Here is a 24,514-nt window from a genome sequence, read left to right as displayed (position 1 = left end):
GCCGGGACCGCCCTCTCCGGGCGGTCCCGCGGTGCCTCTCAGGGCGCCAGCAACGGCTTGCGCGGCAGCTTTTCATCGCGCATGGCCGCGTTGTACACGAACGAGGCGACGATGGCGGCGGCCTGCTTCAGGTCTTCCGGCTCGGCGTGGTCCCAGGTGTCCAGGTTGCTGTGGTGGACGTTGGTGAAGTAATCCAGGCGATCCTGGATGAACTGGAACCCGGGCAGGCCGACACGATCGAACGCGATATGGTCGGTGCTGCCGGTATTGCGGGTCGCCACGGTGGTCGCGCCGACATCATGGAACGGGGCCAGCCATGCCTCGAAGATCGGCACCGCGGCCAGGTTCTCCTGCGCATAGATGCCGCGGAAGCGGCCCGAGCCGTTGTCCATGTTGAAGTACGCCGAGAATCTGTCGTAATCGCGCTGGCGCTGCAGGGCGCCGGTCGGCTCACGCATCGAGGCCGGCAGCGTGAGCTGCGCCGGGTCGGTCGGCTCCGGGTAGCGCGCCAAGTGCTTGGACACGTAGTCCTGTGAGCCGACCAGGCCCTGCTCCTCGCCGCTCCACAGCGCCACGCGGATGGTGCGCTTGGGCTTGGCACCCACCGCCTTGAGGATGCGCATGGCCTCCATCATCACCGCCACGCCGGCGGCGTTGTCGGCCGCACCGGTGCCGGTGTGCCAGGAATCCATGTGCGCCCCCAGCATCACGATCTCGTCGGCCTTGCCGCTGCCGCGGATCTCGGCCAGCGTGTTGTAGCCCGGCTGGTCCTGCGCATCGGTGAAACGCGCCTCGACATTCACGCGCAGCTTGACCGCCTGCTTCTGGTCGACCGCCCGCACCAGCTGGTTGTAGTGCTCGGCCATCATCGCCAGTTCGGGCACGCCGACCGGCTCGCCGGCCTTGCGCGAGCCACCGCCGCCGACGCGGATGATGCCGTTGTCCCAGCCGCTGATGCTGATCGTGGCCAGCACGCCCTGCTCGGCGAAGAAGGCGTTGGTGGCGCGGGTCAGCGCCTGCTTCTCCAGGTATTCCTTGGCCTTCTTGGCCCGGTCGGCCTTGGCATCGGCGACATCCTTGGGTACCGCGAACACCTGCAGCTCGGCCAGGCCGGCGTCATCGTGGCGGTGCGAATCGGACTTGGTGGCCCGCTCGTAGTCGCGCGCATCGTTGAGCAGCAGGATCTTGCCGGCCAGCTTGCCCTTGTACTGATCCAGGTCGGCCAGCTTCTTGATCTCGACCTTGATCACCTCGCCTTCGACCGGACCGTTGGTGCCGGGCGTCCAGGCCTTCGGCAGCGCATACAGCGGCGCAACGCGCGGGCTCAGCAGTTCCACGCTGGCGTTGCTGAATTCCCAGCCGCGGCCGAACGCGTCGAACGCCTCGTCGTGCACATTGACCAGACCCCACTCGTTGAACTTGCTGCGGGTCCAGGTGTTGGCCTCGCCCATCGCGGGGGAATTGGTCAGGCGCGGGCCGATCTGCTCGGTCAGATGGCTGAAGGTCGCCATCACCTGCGATCGGTGGAAGGCTTCCTGACGGATGCGGCTGACCATGTCCAGGTCCACCGTTTCCCTCGTCTGTGCATCGGCGACGCCGCTCAATGCCAATGCCACGCTCAACATGCCCCACTTGAACACGATTACCCCCGCCTTTCGGCCAGACCACGAACAATCCCCGAGTCTATCGAGCGCTGGCCCGGTACCCCCGGGCCAAGAGTCATGGTCCGTCCATCCAGCCGTACCAGAGCTGGCCGCGGCTCGGCAGCACCAGCAACCAGCGGCTGCGGTCCAGGGAGGCGCTGGCGTAGACCGGCGCATGCACCGGCCAGTCGCCGGGCAAGCCGCGGATGCCGATCTCGCGCAGGGCCTGCGCACCTTCGCGCCACGGCCGATACTCGCCACACCACTGCGGCAGCGGCAGGCGCCCGCGCGCCTGCCGTGCCTGTTCCAGAAAGCGCAGTCCCTGCGCCGCGATCGCCTCGCAGGTGACCGGGGCCAGCCCGAAGCGGACCAGGCCCGGTGCCCCCTGCGCGCCCGGCAGTGCCATCAGTGGCGACGGCCATCCCGGGGCCTCGCCGTCCAGCAGCGAGGCCACCTCCAGCCGGGCGGGGAGCGCCCGGCGCATGCGTTCCTGAAGACAACGACGCCAGCTCATGGTCGGTCCTTACTTCAGGCTCGCGCCGAGTTCGTACCAGTCGACCCGGCGGGTCACCCACATCACCGCGGCCAGCACGCCGAACAGCAGCAGCGAGCCCATCAGCAAGGCGTTGTTCTCCGAGATCAGCAGCCCGTACAGCGCGCCGTACAGTGCGCTGAGCATCAGCGCGAAGCCCAGGCCGCGTTTCCAGCTTTTCAGCACCCCGGCCAGGTACACGGTCTGGATGCCGATGCACGCCAGTGCCGAGAGCGCATAGGCCTGCCAGAACGCGATGTGCTCGGAGAGGCTGAGCAGCAGCAGGAAGAAGATCGCCAGTGCCAGGCCGACCATCAGGTACTGCAGCGGGTGGATGCGCAGCTGCTTGATCAGCTCGAACAGGATGAAGCCGACGAAGGTGAGCAGGATGAAGAGGATGCCGTACTTGCTGGCGCGGTCGGCCTGGGTATACACATCGACCGGGTTGACCAGCTCCACGCTGACGGCTTCGGCGTCGATGTCCGGCCGGTTGCGCAGCTGGTGCTGGGCACGCGAGGCCAGCGAAGACACCGCCCACTGCGCGTCGAAACCCTGCGCGTCGACCCTGCGCTCGTTGGGCAGGAAACTGCCACCGAACAGCGGATGCGGCCAGGGCGAGCGCAGCGCGATGCGGCTGTCATCGCCGACCGGCACCACCGACAGCGACCGGGTGCCATCCAGCACCAGCTCCAGTTCGACCTTGCTGCCCTTGAGCAGCCCGCCGCGTGCATCCTCCAGGCCCGGCAGGCCGACATGCAGGCCGGTGCCGATGCCACTGACGCCGCCGGCATCGGGCAGCAGGTTCAGGGCATTGCCATCCACCCGCAGGTTCGGCGAACCGACCAGGCCGCGCACGTCGGCGATGCCCACGGTCAGGAACGGCGCGCCATAGACGCGACCCGCCTTCACCGGGTAATCGTCATCGGCGAACTCGGCGGTGACCGTGGCCTTCCAGCTGTAGACCGGCACCCGGAACAGCCCGACCCGGCGCTCGTCCGGCTGCATCACGCCGTCCACCTTCAGCGTGGCCGGCATCTGCAGCCACTGGCCCTGCTCGACCTGCTTTTCCTTCTTCTTGGTGCCGGCCGCATCCACTACCTCCACCTCGCGGGTCTCGGTCCACGGCACCACGCGGATCGGGCCGGTCAGGATCTGCGCGCCGGCACGGCTCTGCGCCACGCGCTGGTAAGCCTCGTCGCGATACGCCTCGCGTTCGCGGATCACGCCCTTGATCAGGCTCAGCGGAATCAGCAGCAACAGGATCAGCCCGCCCACGATGGCGAACCGCAACAGCATCTTCAGGGATTTCATGACCCGTCCTCGGTTGGGAGGGGGCCAGCTTCCCGCGCGCCGGTGTGCGGGGTTTGTGCCAGGTTTGAAGTCTGTGTGAAGTGTGGCGCGGCGGTCAGCGCCGCGGCGGGAGCGCGGGCAGCCGCGACGGCAGCCACAACACCGCCTGCGCGCCGCCGTCATCGCGGTTGCGCAGGCTCACGCGGCCGCCGTGCAGGCGCGCGACTTCCTGCACGAAGGACAGGCCGAGGCCGGAGCTGCGCTGGCCGGTGCCGGGGCGCGCCAGCGAATAGAAGCGTTCGAACACACGGTCGAGCGCGTACTCCGGCACGCCGCTGCCGCGATCGGCCACGCTCAGTGCGATGCCCTCGCCTTCCACACCCGCACCCAAGGTGATGGCGCTGCCGGCCGGCGAGAAAGCCACGGCATTTTCCAGCAGGTTGTTGAGGGCCTGGCGCAACAGGTAGCCATCGCCCTGCACGCTGTCGGCCCGCACGTCGATCGCGATCACCACCCCGGCCGCCTGCGCGCGTACCGCCACCGCGTCGGCCGCGGCCTGCAGCAACGGTGCCAGCGCGAGCCGCTCATGCTTCTGCAGCCAGCCGTACTGCTCCACCTCGGCCAGCGCCAGCAGTTTGTCGATGGTTTCGGTCAGGCGCTGCGCCTGGCCTTCGATGCTGCGTGCGAAGTGCGCGCGGTCGGCATCCGGCAACGGCTCCTGCAGCAGTTCGGCCGCGCCGCGGATCGCGGCCAGCGGGCTCTTCATTTCATGCGTCAGCGACTGCACGTACTGCTCGACGTAGGCCTTGCCTTCCAGCTTGCGGCGCATGGTTTCCAGTGCCTGGCCCAGATCGCCGATCTCATCGCGGCGCGGCTTCGGTGGCGGCACCGGCTCACCGGCGCTGACCGCCTTGGCATAGCGGTTGAGCCGGCTCACGCCGTGCATCAGCCACGCAGTCATCAGCAGGCCGATCAGTGCCGACAGGCCGATCAACCACGCGCCACGTTTCATGATGGCGCGCTGGCTGGCCGCGATGAACGGATCGATGCTGCGGTTGGGCTGGGCCAGGCTGAGCACGCCGATCAAACGGCGCCCATCGGCCGGATCGAAGATCGGCGCGGCCACGTGCATCACCGAGTGGGTATCGTCACCCGGGGTTTCCGGGCTGGAACGCGCGCCGTATTCGCCACGCAGTGTGCGGTAGACGTCATTCCAGCGCGAGTTGTCGCGGCCGACATCGCGCCCGGTCGAGTCGTACACCACGATGCCCTTGGCATCGGTGATGGTGACCTGATAATCCAGCGTGCGTTTGGGGAACCGCCATACCATGGCCTTGGGGTCGCGCCGCTGCGCCCGGGCCAGGTCGGCGACGAAGCGGCCCTGGCGGATCTGCCCGGCCTTGAGATCGGCCGCGGCCATTTCCGCCAGCACGTTGGCCGCATCGACCAGCGTCGACTCCATCGCCTGGCGCACGCCCGGCTTCACTTCGTTGACGAAGATGCGCATCACGAAGAACGCGGCGATGCCCACGATCAGGAAGAAGCCCAGGAACAGTTTCAGGCCCAGCCGCATGCCTACACCTCCAGTGCGTAGCCCAGGCCACGGTGGGTGCGGATCGGGTCGGTCGCGGCCCCAGCGGCACGCAGCTTGGCGCGCAGCGTTTTGACGTGCGTATCCACCGTGCGGTCGGCGCTGTCGGCGTCACTGTCCCACCCGCGGTCCATCAGCTGGGCGCGGCTGAGGATCGCGCCGGGGCGCTGCAGCAGGGCCGCCATCAGCGCGTACTCGTAACGGGTCAGGTCCAGCGGCTGGTCGCCGAAGCGGATCCGGCTGCCCTCGCGGTCGATCGAGAAACGGCCGTGCTGCTGCCAGCCCGAGGTCTCCGCGGGCGCCGCCGACCGGCGCAGGCGCGCACGGACCCGCGCCACCAGCTCGCGCGGCGAAAAGGGCTTGGCCATGTAATCGTCCGCGCCCAGTTCCAGCCCGAGCACGCGGTCGAACTCGTCATTACGGGCGGTCAGGAAGATCACCGGCACCTCGCTGAAGGTACGCAGCGTGCGGCAGACCTCGAAGCCGCTCATGTCCGGCAGGCCGACGTCCAGCACCACCACGTCGAACGCCTGCTGGCGCAGCCGGACCAGCGCCTCCCCGCCGAGCAGGCTGTGGTGGGCACCGTAGCCTTCGCTGCGCAGCGCATACAGAACGGTGTCGGCGATGGCGGTTTCGTCCTCGACCACCAGGACGTTGTGCAGGGGGTGGTTCATGCGCGCAGCATAGCCGCTGGGCCCGCCGCCCCGTACACTGCCCCGATGAATTACCGCCACGCCTTCCATGCCGGCAACCATGCCGATGTGCTCAAGCACATCGTGCAGCTTGCCCTGCTCGACACCTTCAAGCGCAAGGACAGCCCGTTCTTCGTGCTGGACACCCACGGCGGCGCGGGCCGCTACCTGCTGGCCAGCGAGGAAAGCCGCAAGACGCTGGAGGCCGAGGACGGCGTGATGCGCCTGATGGCCCAGCCGCAGCTGCCGGCGGTGGTCGAGCGCTATCTCAAGGCGGTTCAGGCCGACAATCCGGTCGGGGCGATGATCAGCTACCCCGGCTCGCCGTTGCTGACCGCCCAGACCCTGCGCGAGCAGGACCGCATGGCGGTCTGCGAGGTCCAGGATGCAGAAGCCGCCGCGCTGAAGGCGCTGTTCGCCCATGACAGCCGCGTCGCGGTGTACCAGGCCGACGGCTACGCCCAGAACAGGAAGCTGCTGCCGCCCAAGGCCAACGGGGTGAAGATCGGCCGCGGGCTGGTCCTGATCGACCCGCCCTACGAGGGCCAGGACGCCGAGTACCAGGCCATCATCGCCTCGGTGACGGAGATCCTGGGCCGCTGGCCGCAGGCGAGCTTCGCGATCTGGTTCCCGATCAAGCAGCGCCGGACCATCCTGCATTTCCTGCGCAAGGCCTGCGCCCTGCCGGTGAAATCGGTGCTGACCGCCGAGTTGCTGATCCGCCCGGACGACTCCCCGCTGCGGCTCAACGGCAGCGGCATGCTGCTGCTCAACCCGCCGTGGCAGTTCGACCAGGTCCTGGCCCCGGCGATGCCGGCGCTCAAGCAATACCTGGGCGAGGCCGGTGCCTCGACCCGCCTGCAGTGGCTCAAGCAGGCCGAATGACCCCTCCAGGCCAGACCGGAACCCCGGCCTGGCCGGCTCCTCCCGGCCGGATCGGCGTGAGTGATCCGTTCACGGAACGCTGCCCCCGGGATGCGAGAATCCTGAGACCACCAAGGAATCACCGGTATGGCTACCCGTAACCGCATGCCGCCCTGGCACGAAATTTTCAAGGCACCCAGTGGCCACGAGCTGCTGATCCGCCCGATCCGGCCGGAAGACGGCCCGCCGCTGCATGCTGCCTTCAGTCTGTTCGGTCCCGAAGAGATCCGCGACCGTTTCCTGCAGTCGGTGACCGAGCTGTCGCCGGAAACGACGCAGCGCCTGACCCACCCCAATCCCAAGAGCGAAATCACCCTGGTCGCGGCCGAATCCCTGCCCGCCGGTGAAGCCGTGGTGGGTGCGGTGGCGCGCGCCTCCATCATCCCCGGCACCCGCGAAGCCGAGTACGCGATCCTGGTCAGCCGCTTCCTGGTCGGCCAGGGCCTGGGCCGGCAGCTGATGCGCAAGCTGGTCAAGTGGGCCCGTGGCAAGTACCTGGACCGCCTGTACGGCGATGTCGCCGAGGAGAACGAGCCGATGAAGCAGCTGGCCGCCTCGCTGGGCTTCCAGCCGATCCCGCACCCGAACGGTACGCCGGGCCTGGTGCGCATGGTGCTCGAACTCGACAGCTGAAAGGGGCGCCTGTCCGCGCCCTGACCGGTAGTGCCGGCCGCTGGCCGGCTGACCTTGCCCCGGTAGTGCCGGCCGCTGGCCGGCTCCCGAACATCACGCATCGCCTGGAGCCGGCCACCGGCCGGCACTACCGTTGACTGCCAGCGGCCTGCACGCTGCGGTCTGCTAAAATCGACGGTTCATGTCACGCACCTCCTATCCCGTACCGCCGCTGCCACGTCCTGGACAGCTCCGCGCCTGGTGGCGCGCTCCCGCTTCGGCGACAGCGCTGGCGTGGTACATCGCCCGCGCGGCGCAGTCGCACGACGGGCCGTTGCTGGTGGTCGCGCGCGACAACCACGGCGCGAACCAGATCGAAGCGGACCTGCACACCCTGCTGGGCACGGCCGGCGACGTGCCGATCGTGGCGTTCCCGGACTGGGAAACCCTGCCCTACGACGCCTTCAGCCCGCACCCGGACATCATTTCCCAGCGCCTGGCCGCGTTGCACGCCCTGCCTGCGCTCAAGCGCGGCATCGTGGTGGTGCCGGTGCAGACGCTGCTGCAGCAGCTGGCCCCGCTCAAGTACGTCATCGGCGGCAGCTTCGACCTGACCGTCGGCCAGCGCCTGGATCTGGATGCGGAAAAACGCCGCCTGGAATCGGCCGGCTACCGCAACGTGCCGCAGGTGATGGACCCGGGTGATTTCGCCGTGCGTGGCGGCCTGCTCGATGTTTACCCGATGGGGGCCGACGCGCCGCTGCGGGTGGAACTGCTCGACGAAGACATCGATTCGATCCGCGCCTTCGATCCGGAATCGCAGCGCTCGCTGGACAAGGTCGAGGCCGTGCACATGCTGCCCGGCCGTGAAGTGCCGCTGGATGACCTCAGCGTCTCGCGCGTGCTCAACACGCTGCGCGAACGCTTCGACGTGGATACCCGGCGCAGCGCGCTGTACCAGGATCTCAAGGCCGGTATCGCACCGGCCGGCATCGAGTATTACCTGCCGTTGTTCTTCGACAAGACCGCGACCCTGCTCGATTACCTGCAGCCCAACGTGCTGCCGGTACTGGCGCCGAACGTGTTCGATGCTGCGGCCGCGTTCTGGGCACAGACCCAGAACCGCTACGAGCAGCGCCGTCATGATGTTGAACGCCCGCTGCTGGCGCCGGAAGAGCTGTATGCCAGCCCCGAACAGCTACGCGCCACGCTCAACGGCCTGGCCCGCGTGGAAGTCTGGCCGCCGGATCACGATCGCATCGGTGATGCACAGCCGCTGGGCGACCAGCCGCTGCCCCCGTTGCCGGTGGCCGCGCGCGATGCCCCGGCCGCCGAGGCACTGAAATCCTTCATCGGTCACTACCCGGGCCGGGTGCTGATCGCCGCCGATTCCGCCGGCCGCCGCGAAGCGCTGCTGGAAGTGCTGCTCGCCGCCGAGCTGAAGCCGCCGGTGGTCGCCGATCTGCCCGGCTTCCTGGCCGACGACAGCGTGCGCTTCGGCATCACCGTGGCGCCGCTGGAAGATGGCTTCGCGCTGGAAAATCCGCCGATCGCGGTGCTGACCGAGCGCCAGCTGTTCCCCGAACGCGCCGGCCAGCAGCGCCGCAGCCGCCGTGCCGGGCGCGAGCCCGAAGCGATCATCCGCGACCTCGGCGAGCTCAGCGAAGGCTCGCCGATCGTGCATGAAGACCACGGTGTCGGCCGCTACCGCGGCCTGATCGTGCTGGATGCCGGCGGCATGCCCGGCGAGTTCCTGGAAATCGAATACGCCAAGGGCGACCGCCTGTATGTGCCGGTTGCCCAGCTGCACCTGATCAGCCGCTATTCCGGCGCGTCGCCGGAAACCGCGCCACTGCATTCGCTCGGTGGCGAGCAGTGGACCAAGGCCAAGCGCAAGGCGGCCGAAAAGGTCCGTGACGTCGCCGCCGAGCTGCTGGAAATCCAGGCGCGTCGCCGTGCGCGTGCCGGCCTGGCGCTGCACGTGGACCGCGCGATGTACGAGCCGTTCGCGGCCGGCTTCCCGTTCGAGGAAACGCCGGATCAGCTCGCCGCGATCGACGCGACGCTGCGCGATCTGGCCAGCAGCCAGCCGATGGACCGCGTGGTCTGCGGCGACGTCGGCTTCGGCAAGACCGAGGTCGCCGTGCGCGCCGCGTTCGCCGCCGCCAGCGCCGGCAAGCAGGTCGCCGTGCTGGTGCCGACCACCCTGCTGGCCGAACAGCATTACCGCAATTTCCGCGATCGCTTCGCCGATTGGCCGCTCAGAGTGGAGGTGCTGTCGCGCTTCAAATCCACCAAGGAGATCAAGGCCGAACTGGAGAAGGTCGCCGCCGGTACCATCGACGTCATCATCGGCACCCATCGCCTGCTGCAGCCGGACGTGAAGTTCAAGGACCTCGGTCTGGTCGTGGTCGATGAGGAACAGCGCTTCGGTGTGCGCCAGAAGGAAGCGCTGAAGGCGATGCGCGCCAACGTGCATCTGCTGACGCTGACCGCCACGCCGATTCCGCGCACGCTCAACATGGCCATGGCCGGCCTGCGTGATCTGTCGATCATCGCCACGCCGCCGCCGAACCGGCTGGCGGTAAAGACGTTCATCACCGCCTGGGACAACGCGTTGCTGCGCGAAGCGTTCCAGCGCGAACTGGCCCGCGGTGGCCAGCTGTATTTCCTGCACAACGACGTGGAGAGCATCGGCCGCATGCAGCGCGAGCTGTCCGAGCTGGTGCCCGAAGCGCGCATCGGCATCGCACATGGGCAGATGCCCGAGCGCGAGCTGGAGCGGGTGATGCTGGACTTCCAGAAGCAGCGTTTCAACGTGCTGCTGTCGACCACGATCATCGAATCGGGCATCGACATCCCCAACGCCAACACCATCATCATCAACCGCGCCGACCGCTTCGGCCTGGCCCAGCTGCACCAGTTGCGCGGCCGCGTCGGTCGCTCGCATCACCGTGCGTACGCTTACCTGGTGGTACCGGACAAGCGCGCGATGACGCCCGATGCCGAGAAGCGCCTGGAGGCGATCGCCTCGATGGACGAGCTCGGCGCCGGTTTCACCCTGGCCACCCACGATCTGGAAATCCGCGGTGCCGGCGAGCTGCTCGGCGAGGACCAGAGCGGCCAGATGGCCGAGGTCGGCTTCAGCCTGTACACCGAGCTGCTCGAACGTGCGGTGCGCAGCATCCGGCTGGGCAAGCTGCCGGACCTGGATGCGGGCGAAGAAGCGCGCGGTGCCGAGGTCGAACTGCATGTTCCGGCACTGATCCCCGACGCCTACCTGCCTGACGTGCATACCCGCCTGACCCTGTACAAGCGCATCAGCAGCGCGCGTGATACCGGCGAGCTGCGCGAACTGCAGGTGGAGATGATCGACCGTTTCGGCCTGCTGCCGGACCCGGCCAAGCACCTGTTCGCGATCGCCGAACTCAAGCTGCAGGCCAACGTGCTCGGCATCCGCAAGCTGGAGCTGGGCGAGAACGGCGGCCGCATCGTGTTCAATCCCAAGCCGGAGATCGACCCGATGGCGGTCATCCAGCTGATCCAGAAGCAGCCCAAGCTGTATACGATGGATGGGCCGGACAAGCTGCGCATCAAGCATCCCCTGCCGCTGCCCGAAGACCGTTTCAGTGCCGCCAAGGCGTTGCTGCTGACCCTGTCCCCGCGCTGATTTCACGCCTGGCGCCGGTCGCCAGGCGGTATCTTTCCACCGGCACGGGCGGCATGCCGTCCTGCCAGGATGGCGGTCTTCCGGCCGCCCACCACCGGACGCCCCATGTTCGACTCCCCCCGGTTCGACGATGCCCACCCGCAGGCGTGCTCCATCGATGCCCTGTCGATGTCGCTGCAGATGCGCGACCAATACACCCGTTTCCACTGCGACCGCGTCGGCCTGCTGGGCGAACAGCTCGGCCGTCTGTGCGATCTGGATGAGGCAGAGCGCGCGCATCTGGCGCTCGCCGCGCGCTTCCACGACATCGGCAAGATCGGTATTCCCGACAACGTGCTGCTGCACCCGGCCCGCCTGGATGACGAACAGCGCGCGATCATGCGCACCCATCCCGAGCGCGGTGAACGCATTTTCGCCGCGACCGGGCGCAGCGACGCGGCCGCGGTGGGCCGCCTGATCCGGGCACACCACGAAGCCTTCGATGGCGGCGGGTATCCGGACGGCCTGAAAGGCAGCGAGATCCCGCTGGCCGCCCGTGTACTCACCATCGTCGACGGTTACGACGCGATGACCAGCAACCGCCCCTACCGTGGCCCGATGCCGCACGCCAAGGCCATGGGCATCCTCGCCGAGCAGCAGGGTGGCTTGATCGATCCGGACGTGTTCGCCACGTTCACCCGCATGATCTCCACGGCTGTCTAGCGCCGCACCCTGCATGGCCCACAAAAAACCCGGCGAATGCCGGGTTTTTTGTTTCACTCAACCGCGTGCGATCACCAGATCACGACGCGCTTGTCGTCGGCCCGCACCATCGCGTCGCCGGCCTTGCACTCGAACGCCTGCGCGTACGCCGGCATGTTCGACGGCGCGCCGTTGGCACGGAAGTTGGCCGGGGCGTGCGGATCGGTGTTCAGACGCACGCGCAGCTCGCCTTCATTGAAGTTGCGGCGCCACACGGTGGCCCAGTTCATGAAGAAGCGCTGGTCCTGCGAATAGCCGTCGACCTCGACGTTGGCCTTCGGGTCTTCCTTCAGTGCCATCTGCAGCGCGTCATACGCCACGGTCAGGCCACCCAGGTCGCCGATGTTCTCGCCCAGGGTCAGCTTGCCCTTCACGTTCACGCCCGGCAGCGATTCATAGCCGTCGAACTGCGCGACCAACTGGTCGGTACGCTGGGTGAAGGCAGCACGGTCGCTGTCGGTCCACCAGTTGTCGAAGTTGCCGTTGGCGGCGAACTGGCTGCCCGAGTCGTCGTAGCCATGCATCATCTCGTGGCCGATGACCGCACCGATACCGCCGTAGTTCAGCGCCGGATCGGCCTTGGCGTCGAAGAACGGCGCCTGCAGGATCGCCGCCGGGAACACGATCTCGTTCTTGGTCGCGTTGTAGTAGGCGTTGACGGTCTGCGGGGTCATGCCCCACTCGGTCTTGTCGACCGGCTTGCCGATCTTGTTGAGCATGTAGCGGTAGTTGAACGTGCGCGCCGCCTGCATGTTGCCCAGGTAGCTGTCGCCGTTGGTTTCCAGGCCCGACCAGTCACGCCACTTGTCCGGATAGCCGATCTTCGGGGTGAAGCTGGCCCACTTCTCGAGCGCCTTCTTGCGGGTGTCTTCGCTCATCCACTCCAGCTTCTCCAGGCGCGCCTTCAGCGCCACCGAGAGATTCTCCACCAGGTGCTGCATCTGCACCTTGGACTCGGCCGGGAACACGGCGTCGACATACATCTGGCCCAGGCCTTCGCCGATGGCACCATTGACCGACTCCAGCACGCGCTTCCAGCGCGGCTGCATTTCCTTCTGGCCACGCAGGGTGGTGCTGTAGAAATCGAAGTTGGCCTTCTCGAAGGCGCTGCTCAGGTACGGCGAGGCGTCATCGATGGTGTGGAAACGCAGGTAGGCCTGCCAGGTAGCAGCCGGGACATCGGCCAGCATCTTGTCCACTTCACCGAAGAAGCCCGGCTGGGCCATCGAGAACTTCTGCGCGGCCGGCACCTTCAGCGTATCGAACAGCGCGGTCCAGCTGAAGTTCGGGGTCAGCTTGTCCGCGTCGGCGGCACTGACCGGGTTGTAACGCTTGGCCGGGTCACGCATGTCGATGCGCGACATCGAGGCCTTGGCCAGGCGCGTTTCGAAGTCCATCACGGCCTTGGCCTGGGTCTTGGCCTGCTCGGCATCGACGCCGGACAGGGTCAGCACCTGCGCGATGTAGGCAACATAGGCGTCGCGGATCTTGGCCTGCGAATCGTCGAAGTAATAGCCCTTCTCCGGCAGGCCCAGGCCGCCCTGGCCGACGTACGCGATGACGTTGGCCGAGTCCTTGTAATCCGCATTGGCGAACAGCGAGAACAGCACGCCCTGGCCCTGCGCCTGGCTGTCGCGCAGGTACTGGGTGATGGCCGCGGTGTCGTTCAGCGCGGCGATCTTGTCCAGCTGCGGCTGCAGCGGGGTAATGCCGGCGGCCTCGATCTTGGCTTCATCCGAGCCGGTCTTCCAGATATCGCCGATCTTGGCTTCCACCGTACCGGCCTTGGCCTGGCTGGCGGCGGCCTGCTGGACCAGCGCGTGCTGCACTTCCAGCGAGCGCTCGCGCAGGATTTCGAAGCTGCCCCAGGTGGTCTGGTCGTTCGGCACCGGGTTGGCCGTGAGCCACTTGCTGTTCACGAACCCGTTGAGGTCGGTGCAGGCGGCGATGGCGGTATCCAGATCGGCAGTGTTGAGCGAGATCAGCGCGGTCTTGATCTGCGACTGGTCAAACGCCGGCTTGTCCGCATCGGCGGTGGCGGCAGGCGCGGTATCGGTCTTGCCGCAGGAGGCCAGCGACACGGCGATGGCGACGGTCAGGCCCAGCGGGACCAGCTTGGAAAACTTCATTCGACTCTCCGGCTACAGATGGATGCATCACCCGGATCACGGGCAATCGGGCAGCGTAGCGCGGGAGGGGCCGGGGCGGACCGGCCAAAGGTCACAGATGGGAACGCCTGCGGTCGGTGTGTGCGGACCGTTGGTCCGCACACACCGGGCAGATGCATCCCTACCGACGGAATGCATCCCCATCAATGGAATGCATACCCACCAACGGTGGGTATCTACCGCGCTTTGCCCTGATTGGCCACGGCCTCAGCGGCCTTGCGTGCCGCCTCGGGGTCGCCCAGGTAGCGGAACGACTGCACCGTCAGGTCGTCGTTGAGTTCGAACAGCAGCGGGATGCCGGTCGGGATGTTGAGCTCCAGGATCGCTTCCTGCGAAACGTTGTTGAGGTACTTGTACAGCGCGCGCAGCGAATTGCCGTGCGCGGTGACCAGCACGGTCTTGCCGTCCTTCAGCTGCGGGGCGATCGCATCGAACCAGTAGGGCAGCACGCGGTCCAGCGTGGTGGCCAGCGATTCGGTGCCCGGCAGCGCATTGCGGTCCAGCCCGGCATAGCGACGATCGTGAATCGGGTGGCCCGGATCCTCGATGTCCATCGCCGGCGGCGGGATGTCGTAGGAGCGGCGCCAGATCTTGACCTGGTCCTCGCCGTGCTTGGCGGCGGTCTCGGCCTTGTCCAGGCCCTGCAGTCCGCCGTAATGGCGCTCGTTCAAGCGCCAGCTCTTGCTGACCGGCAGCCAGTCCTGGTCCAGCTCGGCCAGGGCACCCTGCAGGGTGTGGATGGCGCGCTTGAGCACCGAGGTGTGGGCGACATCGAACTGCAGCCCTTCTTCACGCATCAGGCGGCCGGCGGCGGCAGCCTCGCGGCGGCCCTGTTCGGTCAGTTCCACGTCCACCCAGCCGGTGAAGCGGTTGTCCAGGTTCCACTGGCTCTGGCCGTGGCGCAACAGTACGAGTTTCCGGGTCACTGCAGTATCTCCGACAGATGGCAAGGCAGGCCCGCATTGTAGCGGCAACCCTGCCCTGCCCGTCCGCCGTGGGGCCCAGAAGACAGCCCTCAGGGATGCGGATGCCCGTGGTGGCCCTGCGCATCCGGTGCAGCGCGGCGGCTGTCGTGGCTGCCGTGTGCATGGCCGCCATGGTCATGGGCGGCGTGGTCGTGCCCGGCATGGTCATCGGCATGCCGGTCGCGCGGGCTGCCGACGCTGCAGGGATCCCCACAGTGGTCGGCCTCGATCTGCAGGGTCACGTGGTCGATGCCGTACTGCTCGTGAAGATCGGCACCCAGCTCGCGGCGCAGGCGGTCCGCATCCACGCCGGTGCCCATCACCACGTGCGCGGTCAGTGCCGGCGTGCTGGAGGCCAGCGCCCACACGTGCAGGTCGTGCACGTCCACCACGCCATCGTGCGCGCACAGCGTGCGCCGCACCGCGGCGACATCCATGCCCTTGGGCACGCCTTCCAGCATCACGTTGATCGCTTCGCGCATCAGCACCCAGGTGCGCGGCAGCACCCACAGCCCGATCAGCACGGCCAGGATCGGATCGATCGGCTTCCAGCCCGTCCAGCGGATCAGCAGCGCGCCGAGGATCACCGCGACCGAGCCGAGCATGTCCGCCCAGACTTCCAGATACGCGCCCTTGACGTTGAGGCTCTCGCCGCTGCCCGCGCGCAGCAGGCGCATCGAGATCAGGTTGATGACCAGCCCGAACACCGCGATCACCAGCATGCCGGTGGACGCGATCTCCTGCGGAGCGCGGAAGCGCTGCACGGCTTCCCAGAGAATGTAGCCGGCCACCACGAACAACATGCCACCGTTGATCATCGCGCCGAGCGCTTCCAGCCGTGCGTAGCCGTAGGTGCGCTTGGCATCGGGCGGGCGCCGGCTCAGCCGGACCGCGACCAGCGCGATCATCAGCGCGAGCGTATCGGTGGCCATGTGCGCGGCATCGGACAGCAGCGCCAGGCTGTTGGTCCAGAACGCGCCGGCCACCTCCACCAGCAGGAACGTGGTGGTCAGCCCCAGCGCCCACCACAACGGTTTTTCGTGGCGGATCTCGTTGGGCAGATGGTCGTGGTCGTGACCCATGAAAGCTCTCCTGGACAATGCCGGCAGGTTAAGCAGCGCCTCGCGCGGAGACTATTACACTTACTGCAGCGTTCAGTTTGCAACTCAATAACAACAGCGCCCGGCCGCTACCTCTCGACGGTCTGTGTGGCGGGAAGACAATCGTGCATAACGTTCCAAACCTTGATGATGCCAGCCAGCCGCTCGCGCTGGCCTGGAGCCAGACGCTGGCGCAGACGCCGGCCGCCGCGGCGACACTGTTGGCGAGCCTGTCGGCGGAAAGCCCGCCCGAGCTGGCCCACCACTTCTACGATGTGCTGCTTGAAGACCCGCGCGCGGGCCGCTTCCTTTCGCACGACCAGGTCCGGCTGCGCCTGAAGCCGGCGATGCAACGCTGGCTGCAGCAGATCCTCACCGCCACGCCGGACAGCATCAACGCACTGGTCGCCGCGCAGCGCGTGATCGGTGACGTGCACGCCCGTGTCGGCATCCCGGTGGATCTGGTCGCCCGCGGCGCGCGCGTGCTCAAGCACCGCCTGTTCGATCGCATCATCGCGCAGGCCGAGGAAAGCGCCACCGCGTTCGCGGCGATCCACTGTCTCAGCGCGTCGATGGATATCGCGCTGGAGGGCATGACGCTCGCCTATACCCACGCACGTGAGCGCTCCTCGCGTACCGATGCGGCGTATCGCCTGTTCTCGCTGGTGCAGAACGTCAGCACCGAGCGCGAACGGCAGCGTGCCCTGCTGCTCGACTGGGAAAACGCCCTGCTCTACGCGATGGCCAGCCAGAATGCCGAGGCGGAGCTCACCGGACTGGCGCAGTCCGAGTTCGGCCTGTGGTTCACCCACAAGGGCATTCCCAGTTTCGGCGAAAGCAGCGAGACCGGCCAGGTCGGTGCGTTGGTGGCCGCGGTCGATACGCAGCTGCAGGAAGCCCTGGCGCATGCCGATTTCGCGGCACGCTTCGGCGCCCTGCAGGGCATCCGCGAGCGGCTGGCGCAGATCCGTACGTTGATGGGCATGTTGTTCGAGCGGATCGGCGAACTCGATGCCGGCAGCGATGCGTTGACCAACCTGCTCAACCGCCGCTTCCTGCCGACCGTGCTGCGCCGTGAAATCGAACTGGCCAATTCCACGCAGACGCCGTTCTCGGTGCTGCTGCTCGATCTGGATCACTTCAAGGCGATCAACGATGCGCACGGCCACGACGGCGGTGACCGCGCCCTGCAGCACGTGGCCGCCCTGCTGGGCCAGCTCACCCGCGGCAGCGATTATCTGTTCCGCTATGGCGGCGAGGAGTTCGTGGTGGTGCTGGTGGCCGCCACCGACGTGCAGGCCGAAGTGATCGCCGAAAACCTGCGCAAGCACATCGCGCAGAGCCCGGTGCAGCTGGCCAGTGGCCAGACGCTGTCGCTGACCACCAGCATCGGCGTGGCGGCTCATGATGGCCATCCCGACTACGAGCGCCTGATGGCGCGTGCCGATGCGGCGATGTACCAGGCCAAGAAACGCGGTCGCGACCGGGTGGTGCTGGCCAGCGACGACCTGCCCGATGCACCCGGACGACAGGCCCTGCAGCGCGGGTGAGGCACCTGTTGCGGCATACCGGGCTGACCAATGGCGCATGCCCGGGGCGGCGCAGGCGGCGTAGCATCGCCGCATTGCACTCCGCCACAGGAACACCCCGATGTCGATCCGCCGCGCCCTGACCCGCCCTGCCGTGCTGCTGCTCCAGTCGACGCTGCTGATGGCGCCGCTGCTGGGCGCCGCGCGCGAGGTGGCCGCACCGGCCGAGCACGTCGATGCCGACGGCCCCTATGTGTTCCGCACCGCCACGGGGCTGGAAGCCGCCTGGGTATGCAAGGACCAGGTGATCCGCCGCACACTGCCGGCGCGCGGCGAGGCCACGGTGATCGCGCCCGTATGCGGCTATCCGCACCCGCTGACGGTGCTGCCACCGCGAACCGCGGAGGTCGCCCGGTTCCCGGCCACGCCGCGGATCGTCGCGCTGTCGGACATTCACGGCCAGTACGGCCTGCTCGTGACGCTGCTGCGCGCCCATCACGTGATCGACAACGAGGACCGCTGGGCGCTGGGCGACGCCACGCTGGTGGTGGCCGGCGATGTGTTCGACCGCGGCCCGCAGGTCACCGAGGCCTTCTGGCTGCTGTACAGCCTGCAGCAGCAGGCCGCGGCCGCCGGTGGTGCGGTGCACTTCGTGCTGGGCAACCACGAGACGATGGTGCTCTACAACGACCTGCGCTACGTCAACCCGAAGTACCTCAAAACCGCGCACCTGCTCGGCCGCTCCTATCCGGCGCTGTATGGCCCCGATTCGACGATCGGCCAGTGGCTGCGCACCCGCCCGGTACTGCTGCGCATCGGCGATACCCTGTTCCTGCACGGCGGCATCGCACCGGAGAACCTGGACCTGGTCCGCGGGATGGACGCGACCAATGCCGGTTATCAAGCGGCAGTCGGCCTGCCCAAGGACCAGGTCAAGGCCGCGCCGGACACCGCCCGCCTGTTCGACGGCAAGACCAGCCCGATCTGGTACCGCGGCTACTTCGATGGCCGCATGGACACCGCCCAGGTGGAGACGCTGCTCGAACAGCTGGACCTCGCCCGCATCGTGGTCGGCCACACCTCGATGCCGCATGTCAGCAGCTTCCACGGTGACCGCATCATCGCCATCGACAGCAGCATCAAGAACGGCGAGAACGGCGAGCTGCTGTTCATCGAGAACGGCACGCTCAGCCGCGGTCTGCTGGACGGCTCGCGGGTGCCGCTGGCCGAAGGCCGGCTCGGCGAGAGCGACTGACCGGCCGTTCTCGCCGGTCAGCCCCCGCAGCTCACCGTGGCCTGTAAATGCGCGAGACCATCCAGCCGCCGTGACTGCGGAAGCGGCCGCTGTCGCCGGTCAACGCGAAGCGCACTGCGACGACCGCGGCGCGCCCGCGGGAGCAATGCCAGTCGCGCGCTTTGCGGTAGGCCTTCCGGAAGGCACGGAACGGGCCGCGTGCCTGCGTGGTGTCCAGCCCGGCGTCAGCCGGGTCCAGGGCATCAGCGGAGGCCGCTGGCGGATTCGGTGCAGCGCGGGTGGCGTCCGGATGGAGATGGTTTGACATGGCTTCCCTTCGATCAACGAGGCCCGGAATCGGCCTCCTGATCGATAAACCGTGAAAACCATCACAAAACTATCGCCTCCCGGACAGACCCGCGTCGTGATCCGCCATGCGCTGCTCCAATCCCTGGATGCGACTCAGGAATTCCGACGTCGGCGCCAGTTCCACCAGGTGCGGCCGGGCCCGGGCGATCTGGGCGCGGGCGCCAGCGCCATCGCCGTTGGCGAACAATGCCTCCGCCAGCGGGATACGCCACTTGGCGGTGGCCGTGGAATCAGCCCCGTACAAACCAGCGAATGTATCCACCAGCTGGGCTGACAGCGGCACTGCCGCGGGATCATCACGGCGCTGGGCAAGCAGTGCCTGCTGCATCTGCAGCCGCAGCCCCAGCCACGGGGGCAGGCTCGGATGGGCCTGGCCGAACGCGGCCAGGGCCCGGGCGGCCTCGGCATGCTGTCCGGCGCGGGTCAGCCATTCAATCTCGACCAGGCGCAGCACCAGCAGCTGCGGCGACTCGGGCGGGAGTTCGCGCCGCCACAGGGCGGCCACCTGCTGCAGCGGTGCCTGCGCCTCGTCCGTGCGGTCGGTACGCAGCAGCAACCGGGCCAGCACCATGTCCACGTCGAGGGTGTCGGCGTGCTCGGGCCCGAGCAGCGCCCGATAGCGCGCCAGCGCAGCGCGGTAGTTCTGCTCGGCCTGCACGTAGTCGCCGCGGGCTTCCTCCATCAGGCCATGCGCATACTGTTTGACCGCGTAGGCGCGGCTGTCCACGCCATCCACCGCGGCGCTGGTCTGCAGGCTGTTGCGGAAGTGCTGATCGGCCGCCTGGTAGCGGCCAAGATCGAGATACTGTCCGGCCAGCGCGGCTTCGGCCGAAGCCGTGTAGCTGCTGCCCGCGCCGAACATCTGCCGTGTAAGCGCGAAGCCGCGCTCGGCCAGCGCCAGCGCTTCATCGATACGTCCCTGGTTGAGCAGCGTCGAGGACAGCGCCCGCAGGACCCGCTGGTACTCGGCCCCCTGCACACCAGGCTCGCGCGATGCCTCGGCCAGACCCTCGCGCAGGATCGCGTCGGCCTTGTCCAGCTCACCCTGGCTCCGGTACAGATCGCCGAGGTTGGCCATCGCCGCCAGGCCGCCGCGCTGGAGCGGCGCACCGTTTCCACGCCGGCTCAACGCCAGCGCGGAGCGGAAGGAGTGTTCCGCCGCAGCCGGCTGCTCCAGCTGCGCCTGGGCCAGGCCCCGTGCGTTCAGGGCTTTCACCCGCACTGCCGGGGCATCGTCCTGCTCAAGCAGGCCCAACGCGCCCTCTGCATTGTCCAGCGCCTCCTTCTCACGCCCGGCGCTGAGCAGTTGCACCGCCAGACTGGCGCGGGCGTCGGCGATCTCATGCGGCGCGGCGCGCGTGTGCACCAGCCCCTCCACGCTGTCCCGGAGCAGAGCCTCGGCATCCTGCGGTTGGCCAAGGTTCTGGTAGGCGCGCCCCAATGCAGCCTGCATCCGTGCGCGCAGCGCAGGCGACACGGTGCGGTCCTGCTCGAGCCGGCGTGCGCCCAGATCGAGCACCTCACGCGCGGTCATCGGCGTACCGTGGCGCAGGCCGGGATCGGCCGCGTCGAAGGCGGCCACCAGCACATCGGCGATGCCGGCGGCAGCCACCGCATTCTGCTCGGCCTGCCGACGCGCCTCGCTCAAGCGCAGCACGAAGGCCAGCACCATCACCGCCACCAGCGCGACGATCACACTCGCGCGCCATTGCCGCCGCAGCAGCAGGCGCGCACGATGCCAGCGGCTGGGCCGACGCGCGCGCACCGGGCGGTGTGCCAGATACCGTTCAACATCCTCGGCGAGTGCGTCGGCAGAGGCATAACGTTCGGCCGGGTCCGCGGCGGCGGCCTTGGCCGCGACCGCCAGCAGGTCGGCGGGTACGCCGCGCGCCGGCGGCGGCGTGGCCTGCAGCAGTGCCTCCAGCATCACGCCCAGACTGTAGACATCGCCCACCACACTGGCTGGGCGCCCTGCCAGGCGCTCGGGGCTGGCATACGCCGGGGTGAGGAATGGCGCGGCATCGTTGGCGTCACCGAGCAGATGCGCGATGCCGAAATCCAGCAGGACCGGCTGGCCGTCGGGTCGTACCAATACGTTGGCGGGCTTGAGGTCGCAGTGCACCACCGATTGGGAATGTGCGGCCTGTACCGCGCCGCAGATCTGCACCAACAGGCGCAGGCGTGCGGGCAGATCCAGCGCCAGCGTGCGACAGGCGTCGTCCAGCGGTTCACCCTGCACGTATTCCATGACCAGATAGGGCTGGCCGCCCTCGGCCACGCCCACGTCATACAGCCGGGCGATATGCGGGTGCTGCAGGTCGGCCAGGATCTGGCTTTCACTGGCCAGCCGCGCGGCCAGTACCGGATCGTAGGCGCGGCGGATCAGCTTGATCGCCACCTCGCGCCGGTACAGCGCATCGGCGCGCTCGGCCAGGAACACCGCCCCCATTCCGCCGACGGCCAGCAACCGGCTCAGGCGCCACGGGCCAAGCCGCTGCCCGACCAAGGCGGCCGGATCATCCATCGCGGCCATCACGGCGGCAAGCGCGTGCTCGGCCCGGCCCAGGTCGGTGGTCTGCGCGCGCAGCAGGTGCAGCGTTTCGTCGATCGCGGCCGGGTCATCGCACAGCTCACCCAGCGCCGGGCGCCAGCGCGCCTCGGGCAGATCGCAGACCGCGTCGAACAGCCCGCGCACCGTCTGCCAGCGGTCCGGGCCCGTCATGCGCGCGTGGCCGGCCCAGCCAGATGCCGGTTCAACCACGCCTTGGCAAACCGCAGATCGCGATCGACCGTGGGCACCGACACCTCCAGCGCCAGGGCAATCTCTTCACGGCTCATCCCACCGAAGTACATCCATTCCACGGTGCGCGCGGCGCGCTCATCCAAGGCGGCCAGTTGCTCCAGCGCGCGGTTCAGGGCCAGCACTTCGAAGGCATCGTCATCGGGGCTGGCTTCCTGGTCGGCATACGACAGGGTCAGGTTGATCGCACCTCCACCCCGCTTGGAAGCAGCCATCGCGCGTGCGTGATCCACCAGCACGCTGCGCATCTTCAGCGCCGCCAACGAGAGGAAATGCACGCGATCGCGGTAGCCGATCTCCCCACCGATCATCCGCATCAGGGCCTCGTGCACGAGCACGGTCGGCTGCAGCACGCCATCCTGGGGAGTGCCCAGCCGCGCCACGGCCATGCCACGCAGCTGCGCATACAGCAGCGCCAGCAGTTGATCGCGGGCGGCGATGTCCTGCTGCTCGCTCCAGCGACGCAGCAGACGAGTGACATCCTGGCGCTCGGCCGCTGGAGGTGTCGCGTCAAAAGACATGTGGGGCGGGTCCGTGCATCACAGCAGGCGATCAGCCTGCAGTATCGCCGATCCCTATCCACATGGGGCGGCGGTGCCGCGGCGATCTCCATCACCGCGGCACCGGAGCCGGGCTACTTCCCGCGCTTGGCCAGGTTCTCGCGCAGCGTTTCCAGCCGCGTGGAGAGATCCTTCAACGCGCTGCCGCCCTTGCCGACCAGCCAGGACACCTCCTCTTCCATGAAGCCGGTCCGGCTGCGTTCGGTGTCCGGCAGCGGCGGCAGGATGTGCGCGAAGTAGGTCTTGTCGAGTACCCGCCGCAACAGTCGCTCGCCCGGGAAGGGTTCGTTGTTGTTGAGCGCACGCGCCGCCTTGATCAGGTTGCGGATGTCGTACTGGGTCGGGCTCAGGTCCGGCACCTGCTTGGGCAGGTCCAGCAGCGTGTACACCGCCACGCGTGCGGTGCGTACCGAACTTTCCATGGTGAACACCACATCGTTGCGGGTCTCCACGAACTGCCCCAGCAGGCCCAGATTGGTGCAGCCCTGCGGGACCACGTGCGGGCGATCGCCGGCGGCGCGCGGCATGAACTGCGCGGTGATGTAGGGCATCAGCGCGGTGCGCACCTTGGTGCTGGCGACGATCTCATCAAGCTGATCGACGATGCCCAGGTGGTAGCTCAGCTCGGCCAGGATTTCGCGGCCGGTACAGGCTGGCATCGGCTTGGCCACGTGGTTGCCGTTCTGGTCCATCAGCAGCGCATACACCCACACCACCAGCACGTCCTTGGGCTGGTCCACGAAGTGCGGCTGGCGGTTGACGGTGAAGCTCAGCACCCAGGTGGAATCAGTGAAGGTGATCACGCCGCCGGTCACGGTCCTGCCCGAGTACGGGTCGTTGACCGAGAGTTCCTTGATCTTGTCCACCAGTGGCGAGGGGCGGCAGGTCAGCGTGGCCGACTCCCACATCGAACGGTCGATGTCCCCGTGGAATTTCTCCGGTCTGCCGAAGATCGGCGACTGTGCGGCGAGGTTGCGCCACAGGGCCCAGTCACTGTCCGGCCCGGGGGTTTCGCGCGGACGCTGCAGCACCGGCACCGTGTCCATGTCGCCGTAGGCGGTGCCCTCGGTCATCGAACCGGTCAGGGCGAACACCAGATCGCCGTCGGCCACCGGCAGCAGCGTGTCGTTGCCACCCACCCGGCAGCGCAGCCCGGTGACGGTACGGGCTTCGCCGTCCACGCGCATGTCCAGGTCGTACACGCGGGTGCCGAAGGTGACCTGCACCCCCTGCGCACGCAGCATCTTCACCAGCGGTTTGACGAAGCTTTCGTACTGGTTGTACTTCGGGAACACCAGCGCGGACATGTCGTTCAATCCGTCGATGGCATCCAGGAAGCGATGCATGTACAGCTTCATCTCCAGCAGGCTCTGCCAGTTCTCGAAGGCGAACATCGAGCGCCAGAAGAACCAGAAGTTGCTCTGCAGGAATCCCTCGCTGAAGTAGTCCTCGATGGTCACATCGTCCAGGTCTTCCTTGCGCTTGAGCAGCAGCTTGACCAGCTCCCACTGCTGCGGCTTGCTGAGCCCGAACGTGGAGAAATCCTGGATCTTTCCCTGCTGGTGCATCAGCCGGGCCTTGGAGTAGTTCGGATCGTTGTCGTTCACCGCCCGGTACTCGTCGAGCACGCTGTAGCCGGCAGGCAGTTCCAGCGCCGGCACGTCCTGGAACATGTCCCAGAAATTGTCGTAGTTCCAGTTCATCTCGCGGCCGCCGCGGACGAGGTAGCCCTGCTCGGGGTCACCGGCGCCATCGAGCGAACCGCCTTCGATGTCCAGGCTGTCGATCAGGGTGATGTTCGCCGCCGGCATGCCGCCATCGCGGATCAGATAGAACGCCGCGGCCAGGCCGGCAATACCGGTGCCGATGATCCACGCCTTGCGATTCGCCACGCCGGCCGGTGCGACCGGGCGATTGCGCATGTAGGCGCCCATCATGTCCGGCGGCGGCAGCGTGTTCGCGGGCCGATTGGACCAGTAGCCAGCGGTGGCATCGGGTTCTTTATCCATCACCGATGTCCGGTGTGCGCCGTGTTGCTCGACAGCCATATCACGTCTCCTTTTGCGATGAACCCACGGGCGGCACCGGGTCATC

The 24,514-nt window shown here is 67.8% G+C and carries 18 protein-coding genes; 6 read left to right on the top strand and 12 right to left on the bottom strand.

Translation table 11 applies throughout. The features are described 5' to 3' along the window. Nucleotides 1-38: 38 nt before the first annotated feature. The 5 genes from AB9O74_RS04690 to creB all read right to left on the bottom strand — a co-directional run bounded on the left by AB9O74_RS04690 (nt 39) and on the right by creB (nt 5,730). Nucleotides 39-1,625 carry a M20/M25/M40 family metallo-hydrolase gene (locus AB9O74_RS04690; protein WP_369348742.1) on the bottom strand — a complete coding sequence of 529 codons (1,587 nt, stop codon included), beginning with the start codon at nt 1,623-1,625 and terminating at the stop codon, nt 39-41. Nucleotides 1,626-1,719: 94 nt separating this feature from the next. After that, nucleotides 1,720-2,157, bottom strand: coding sequence for a hypothetical protein (locus AB9O74_RS04685; RefSeq protein ID WP_369348619.1), 438 nt, complete (start codon nt 2,155-2,157; stop codon nt 1,720-1,722). A gap of 9 nt (nt 2,158-2,166) precedes the next feature. Next, nucleotides 2,167-3,486 carry a cell envelope integrity protein CreD gene (creD, locus tag AB9O74_RS04680; RefSeq protein WP_176990008.1) on the bottom strand — a complete coding sequence of 440 codons (1,320 nt, stop codon included), beginning with the start codon at nt 3,484-3,486 and terminating at the stop codon, nt 2,167-2,169. A gap of 94 nt (nt 3,487-3,580) precedes the next feature. Further along, nucleotides 3,581-5,038 carry a two-component system sensor histidine kinase CreC gene (gene creC / locus AB9O74_RS04675; protein ID WP_369348618.1) on the bottom strand — a complete coding sequence of 486 codons (1,458 nt, stop codon included), beginning with the start codon at nt 5,036-5,038 and terminating at the stop codon, nt 3,581-3,583. A gap of 2 nt (nt 5,039-5,040) precedes the next feature. Then, complete coding sequence (gene creB / locus AB9O74_RS04670) at nt 5,041-5,730, bottom strand: two-component system response regulator CreB (protein ID WP_346479485.1); 690 nt, start codon at nt 5,728-5,730, stop codon at nt 5,041-5,043. A gap of 45 nt (nt 5,731-5,775) precedes the next feature. On the opposite strand from creB, the gene AB9O74_RS04665 reads away from it, so the two are divergent. The 4 genes from AB9O74_RS04665 (at nt 5,776) to AB9O74_RS04650 (ending at nt 11,656) form a co-directional block, all read left to right on the top strand. Then, nucleotides 5,776-6,633 (top strand): 23S rRNA (adenine(2030)-N(6))-methyltransferase RlmJ, encoded by an 858-nt coding sequence (locus tag AB9O74_RS04665; RefSeq protein ID WP_176990011.1) that lies wholly within the window; start codon nt 5,776-5,778, stop codon nt 6,631-6,633. A 126-nt stretch (nt 6,634-6,759) separates the two neighbouring features. Beyond that, nucleotides 6,760-7,305, top strand: coding sequence for a GNAT family N-acetyltransferase (locus tag AB9O74_RS04660; RefSeq protein ID WP_019184458.1), 546 nt, complete (start codon nt 6,760-6,762; stop codon nt 7,303-7,305). Nucleotides 7,306-7,486: 181 nt separating this feature from the next. Further along, nucleotides 7,487-10,954: a transcription-repair coupling factor gene (gene mfd / locus AB9O74_RS04655; protein ID WP_369348617.1), complete on the top strand. Its 3,468-nt coding sequence runs from the start codon at nt 7,487-7,489 to the stop codon at nt 10,952-10,954. A gap of 105 nt (nt 10,955-11,059) precedes the next feature. Next, nucleotides 11,060-11,656: an HD-GYP domain-containing protein gene (locus AB9O74_RS04650; RefSeq protein ID WP_369348616.1), complete on the top strand. Its 597-nt coding sequence runs from the start codon at nt 11,060-11,062 to the stop codon at nt 11,654-11,656. 71 nt (nt 11,657-11,727) lie between these two features. Here the strand turns inward: AB9O74_RS04650 and AB9O74_RS04645 are convergent, their stop codons facing one another. From AB9O74_RS04645 to AB9O74_RS04635, 3 genes are all read right to left on the bottom strand, one after another. Next, nucleotides 11,728-13,824, bottom strand: coding sequence for a M13 family metallopeptidase (locus tag AB9O74_RS04645; RefSeq protein ID WP_369348615.1), 2,097 nt, complete (start codon nt 13,822-13,824; stop codon nt 11,728-11,730). Between the two features lie 215 nt (nt 13,825-14,039). Continuing rightward, a complete protein-coding gene (gpmA, locus tag AB9O74_RS04640) occupies nt 14,040-14,789 on the bottom strand; it encodes a 2,3-diphosphoglycerate-dependent phosphoglycerate mutase (RefSeq protein ID WP_176990015.1) in 750 nt (249 codons plus the stop codon). Between the two features lie 89 nt (nt 14,790-14,878). Further along, on the bottom strand, nt 14,879-15,910 hold the full coding sequence (locus AB9O74_RS04635; RefSeq protein WP_369348614.1) for a cation diffusion facilitator family transporter: 1,032 nt from the start codon (nt 15,908-15,910) through the stop codon (nt 14,879-14,881). Nucleotides 15,911-16,053: 143 nt separating this feature from the next. Between AB9O74_RS04635 and AB9O74_RS04630 the strand changes: the two genes are divergently transcribed. Together AB9O74_RS04630 and AB9O74_RS04625 are read left to right on the top strand one after the other, a co-directional pair. Continuing rightward, nucleotides 16,054-17,478 carry a diguanylate cyclase gene (locus tag AB9O74_RS04630; protein ID WP_369348613.1) on the top strand — a complete coding sequence of 475 codons (1,425 nt, stop codon included), beginning with the start codon at nt 16,054-16,056 and terminating at the stop codon, nt 17,476-17,478. A gap of 100 nt (nt 17,479-17,578) precedes the next feature. Next, on the top strand, nt 17,579-18,712 hold the full coding sequence (locus AB9O74_RS04625; protein WP_369348612.1) for a metallophosphoesterase: 1,134 nt from the start codon (nt 17,579-17,581) through the stop codon (nt 18,710-18,712). Between the two features lie 31 nt (nt 18,713-18,743). Here the strand turns inward: AB9O74_RS04625 and AB9O74_RS04620 are convergent, their stop codons facing one another. The 4 genes from AB9O74_RS04620 to AB9O74_RS04605 all read right to left on the bottom strand — a co-directional run bounded on the left by AB9O74_RS04620 (nt 18,744) and on the right by AB9O74_RS04605 (nt 24,429). Further along, nucleotides 18,744-19,019, bottom strand: coding sequence for a hypothetical protein (locus AB9O74_RS04620; protein ID WP_369348611.1), 276 nt, complete (start codon nt 19,017-19,019; stop codon nt 18,744-18,746). Between the two features lie 69 nt (nt 19,020-19,088). Further along, nucleotides 19,089-21,782, bottom strand: a complete 2,694-nt coding sequence (locus AB9O74_RS04615) for a tetratricopeptide repeat protein (protein WP_369348610.1) — start codon at nt 21,780-21,782, stop codon at nt 19,089-19,091. Beyond that, complete coding sequence (locus AB9O74_RS04610) at nt 21,779-22,381, bottom strand: ECF-type sigma factor (RefSeq protein ID WP_369348609.1); 603 nt, start codon at nt 22,379-22,381, stop codon at nt 21,779-21,781. The genes AB9O74_RS04615 and AB9O74_RS04610 overlap by 4 nt, the downstream gene beginning before the upstream one ends. A gap of 113 nt (nt 22,382-22,494) precedes the next feature. Further along, a complete protein-coding gene (locus AB9O74_RS04605) occupies nt 22,495-24,429 on the bottom strand; it encodes an oleate hydratase (protein WP_369348608.1) in 1,935 nt (644 codons plus the stop codon). Nucleotides 24,430-24,514 lie beyond the last annotated feature (85 nt).

The organism is Stenotrophomonas sp. JAG2 (assembly GCF_041080745.1).
In the GTDB taxonomy this organism is placed as follows: domain Bacteria; phylum Pseudomonadota; class Gammaproteobacteria; order Xanthomonadales; family Xanthomonadaceae; genus Stenotrophomonas; species Stenotrophomonas maltophilia_AA.
This window is presented reverse-complemented; position numbering and strand designations above follow the sequence as displayed.

What these genes read in the sequence shown, in the direction of transcription:
- AB9O74_RS04625 (WP_369348612.1), top strand. Translation starts at nt 17,579, where the DNA reads ATGTCGATCCGCCGCGCCCTGACCCGCCCTGCCGTGCTGCTGCTCCAG.
- AB9O74_RS04685 (WP_369348619.1), bottom strand. Translation starts at nt 2,157, where the DNA reads ATGAGCTGGCGTCGTTGTCTTCAGGAACGCATGCGCCGGGCGCTCCCC.
- creB (WP_346479485.1), bottom strand. Translation starts at nt 5,730, where the DNA reads ATGAACCACCCCCTGCACAACGTCCTGGTGGTCGAGGACGAAACCGCC.
- AB9O74_RS04690 (WP_369348742.1), bottom strand. Translation starts at nt 1,625, where the DNA reads ATGTTGAGCGTGGCATTGGCATTGAGCGGCGTCGCCGATGCACAGACG.
- AB9O74_RS04615 (WP_369348610.1), bottom strand. Translation starts at nt 21,782, where the DNA reads ATGACGGGCCCGGACCGCTGGCAGACGGTGCGCGGGCTGTTCGACGCG.
- mfd (WP_369348617.1), top strand. Translation starts at nt 7,487, where the DNA reads ATGTCACGCACCTCCTATCCCGTACCGCCGCTGCCACGTCCTGGACAG.
- AB9O74_RS04660 (WP_019184458.1), top strand. Translation starts at nt 6,760, where the DNA reads ATGGCTACCCGTAACCGCATGCCGCCCTGGCACGAAATTTTCAAGGCA.
- AB9O74_RS04665 (WP_176990011.1), top strand. Translation starts at nt 5,776, where the DNA reads ATGAATTACCGCCACGCCTTCCATGCCGGCAACCATGCCGATGTGCTC.
- AB9O74_RS04605 (WP_369348608.1), bottom strand. Translation starts at nt 24,429, where the DNA reads ATGGATAAAGAACCCGATGCCACCGCTGGCTACTGGTCCAATCGGCCC.
- AB9O74_RS04635 (WP_369348614.1), bottom strand. Translation starts at nt 15,910, where the DNA reads ATGGGTCACGACCACGACCATCTGCCCAACGAGATCCGCCACGAAAAA.
- creD (WP_176990008.1), bottom strand. Translation starts at nt 3,486, where the DNA reads ATGAAATCCCTGAAGATGCTGTTGCGGTTCGCCATCGTGGGCGGGCTG.
- AB9O74_RS04650 (WP_369348616.1), top strand. Translation starts at nt 11,060, where the DNA reads ATGTTCGACTCCCCCCGGTTCGACGATGCCCACCCGCAGGCGTGCTCC.
- creC (WP_369348618.1), bottom strand. Translation starts at nt 5,038, where the DNA reads ATGCGGCTGGGCCTGAAACTGTTCCTGGGCTTCTTCCTGATCGTGGGC.
- AB9O74_RS04620 (WP_369348611.1), bottom strand. Translation starts at nt 19,019, where the DNA reads ATGTCAAACCATCTCCATCCGGACGCCACCCGCGCTGCACCGAATCCG.
- AB9O74_RS04645 (WP_369348615.1), bottom strand. Translation starts at nt 13,824, where the DNA reads ATGAAGTTTTCCAAGCTGGTCCCGCTGGGCCTGACCGTCGCCATCGCC.
- AB9O74_RS04610 (WP_369348609.1), bottom strand. Translation starts at nt 22,381, where the DNA reads ATGTCTTTTGACGCGACACCTCCAGCGGCCGAGCGCCAGGATGTCACT.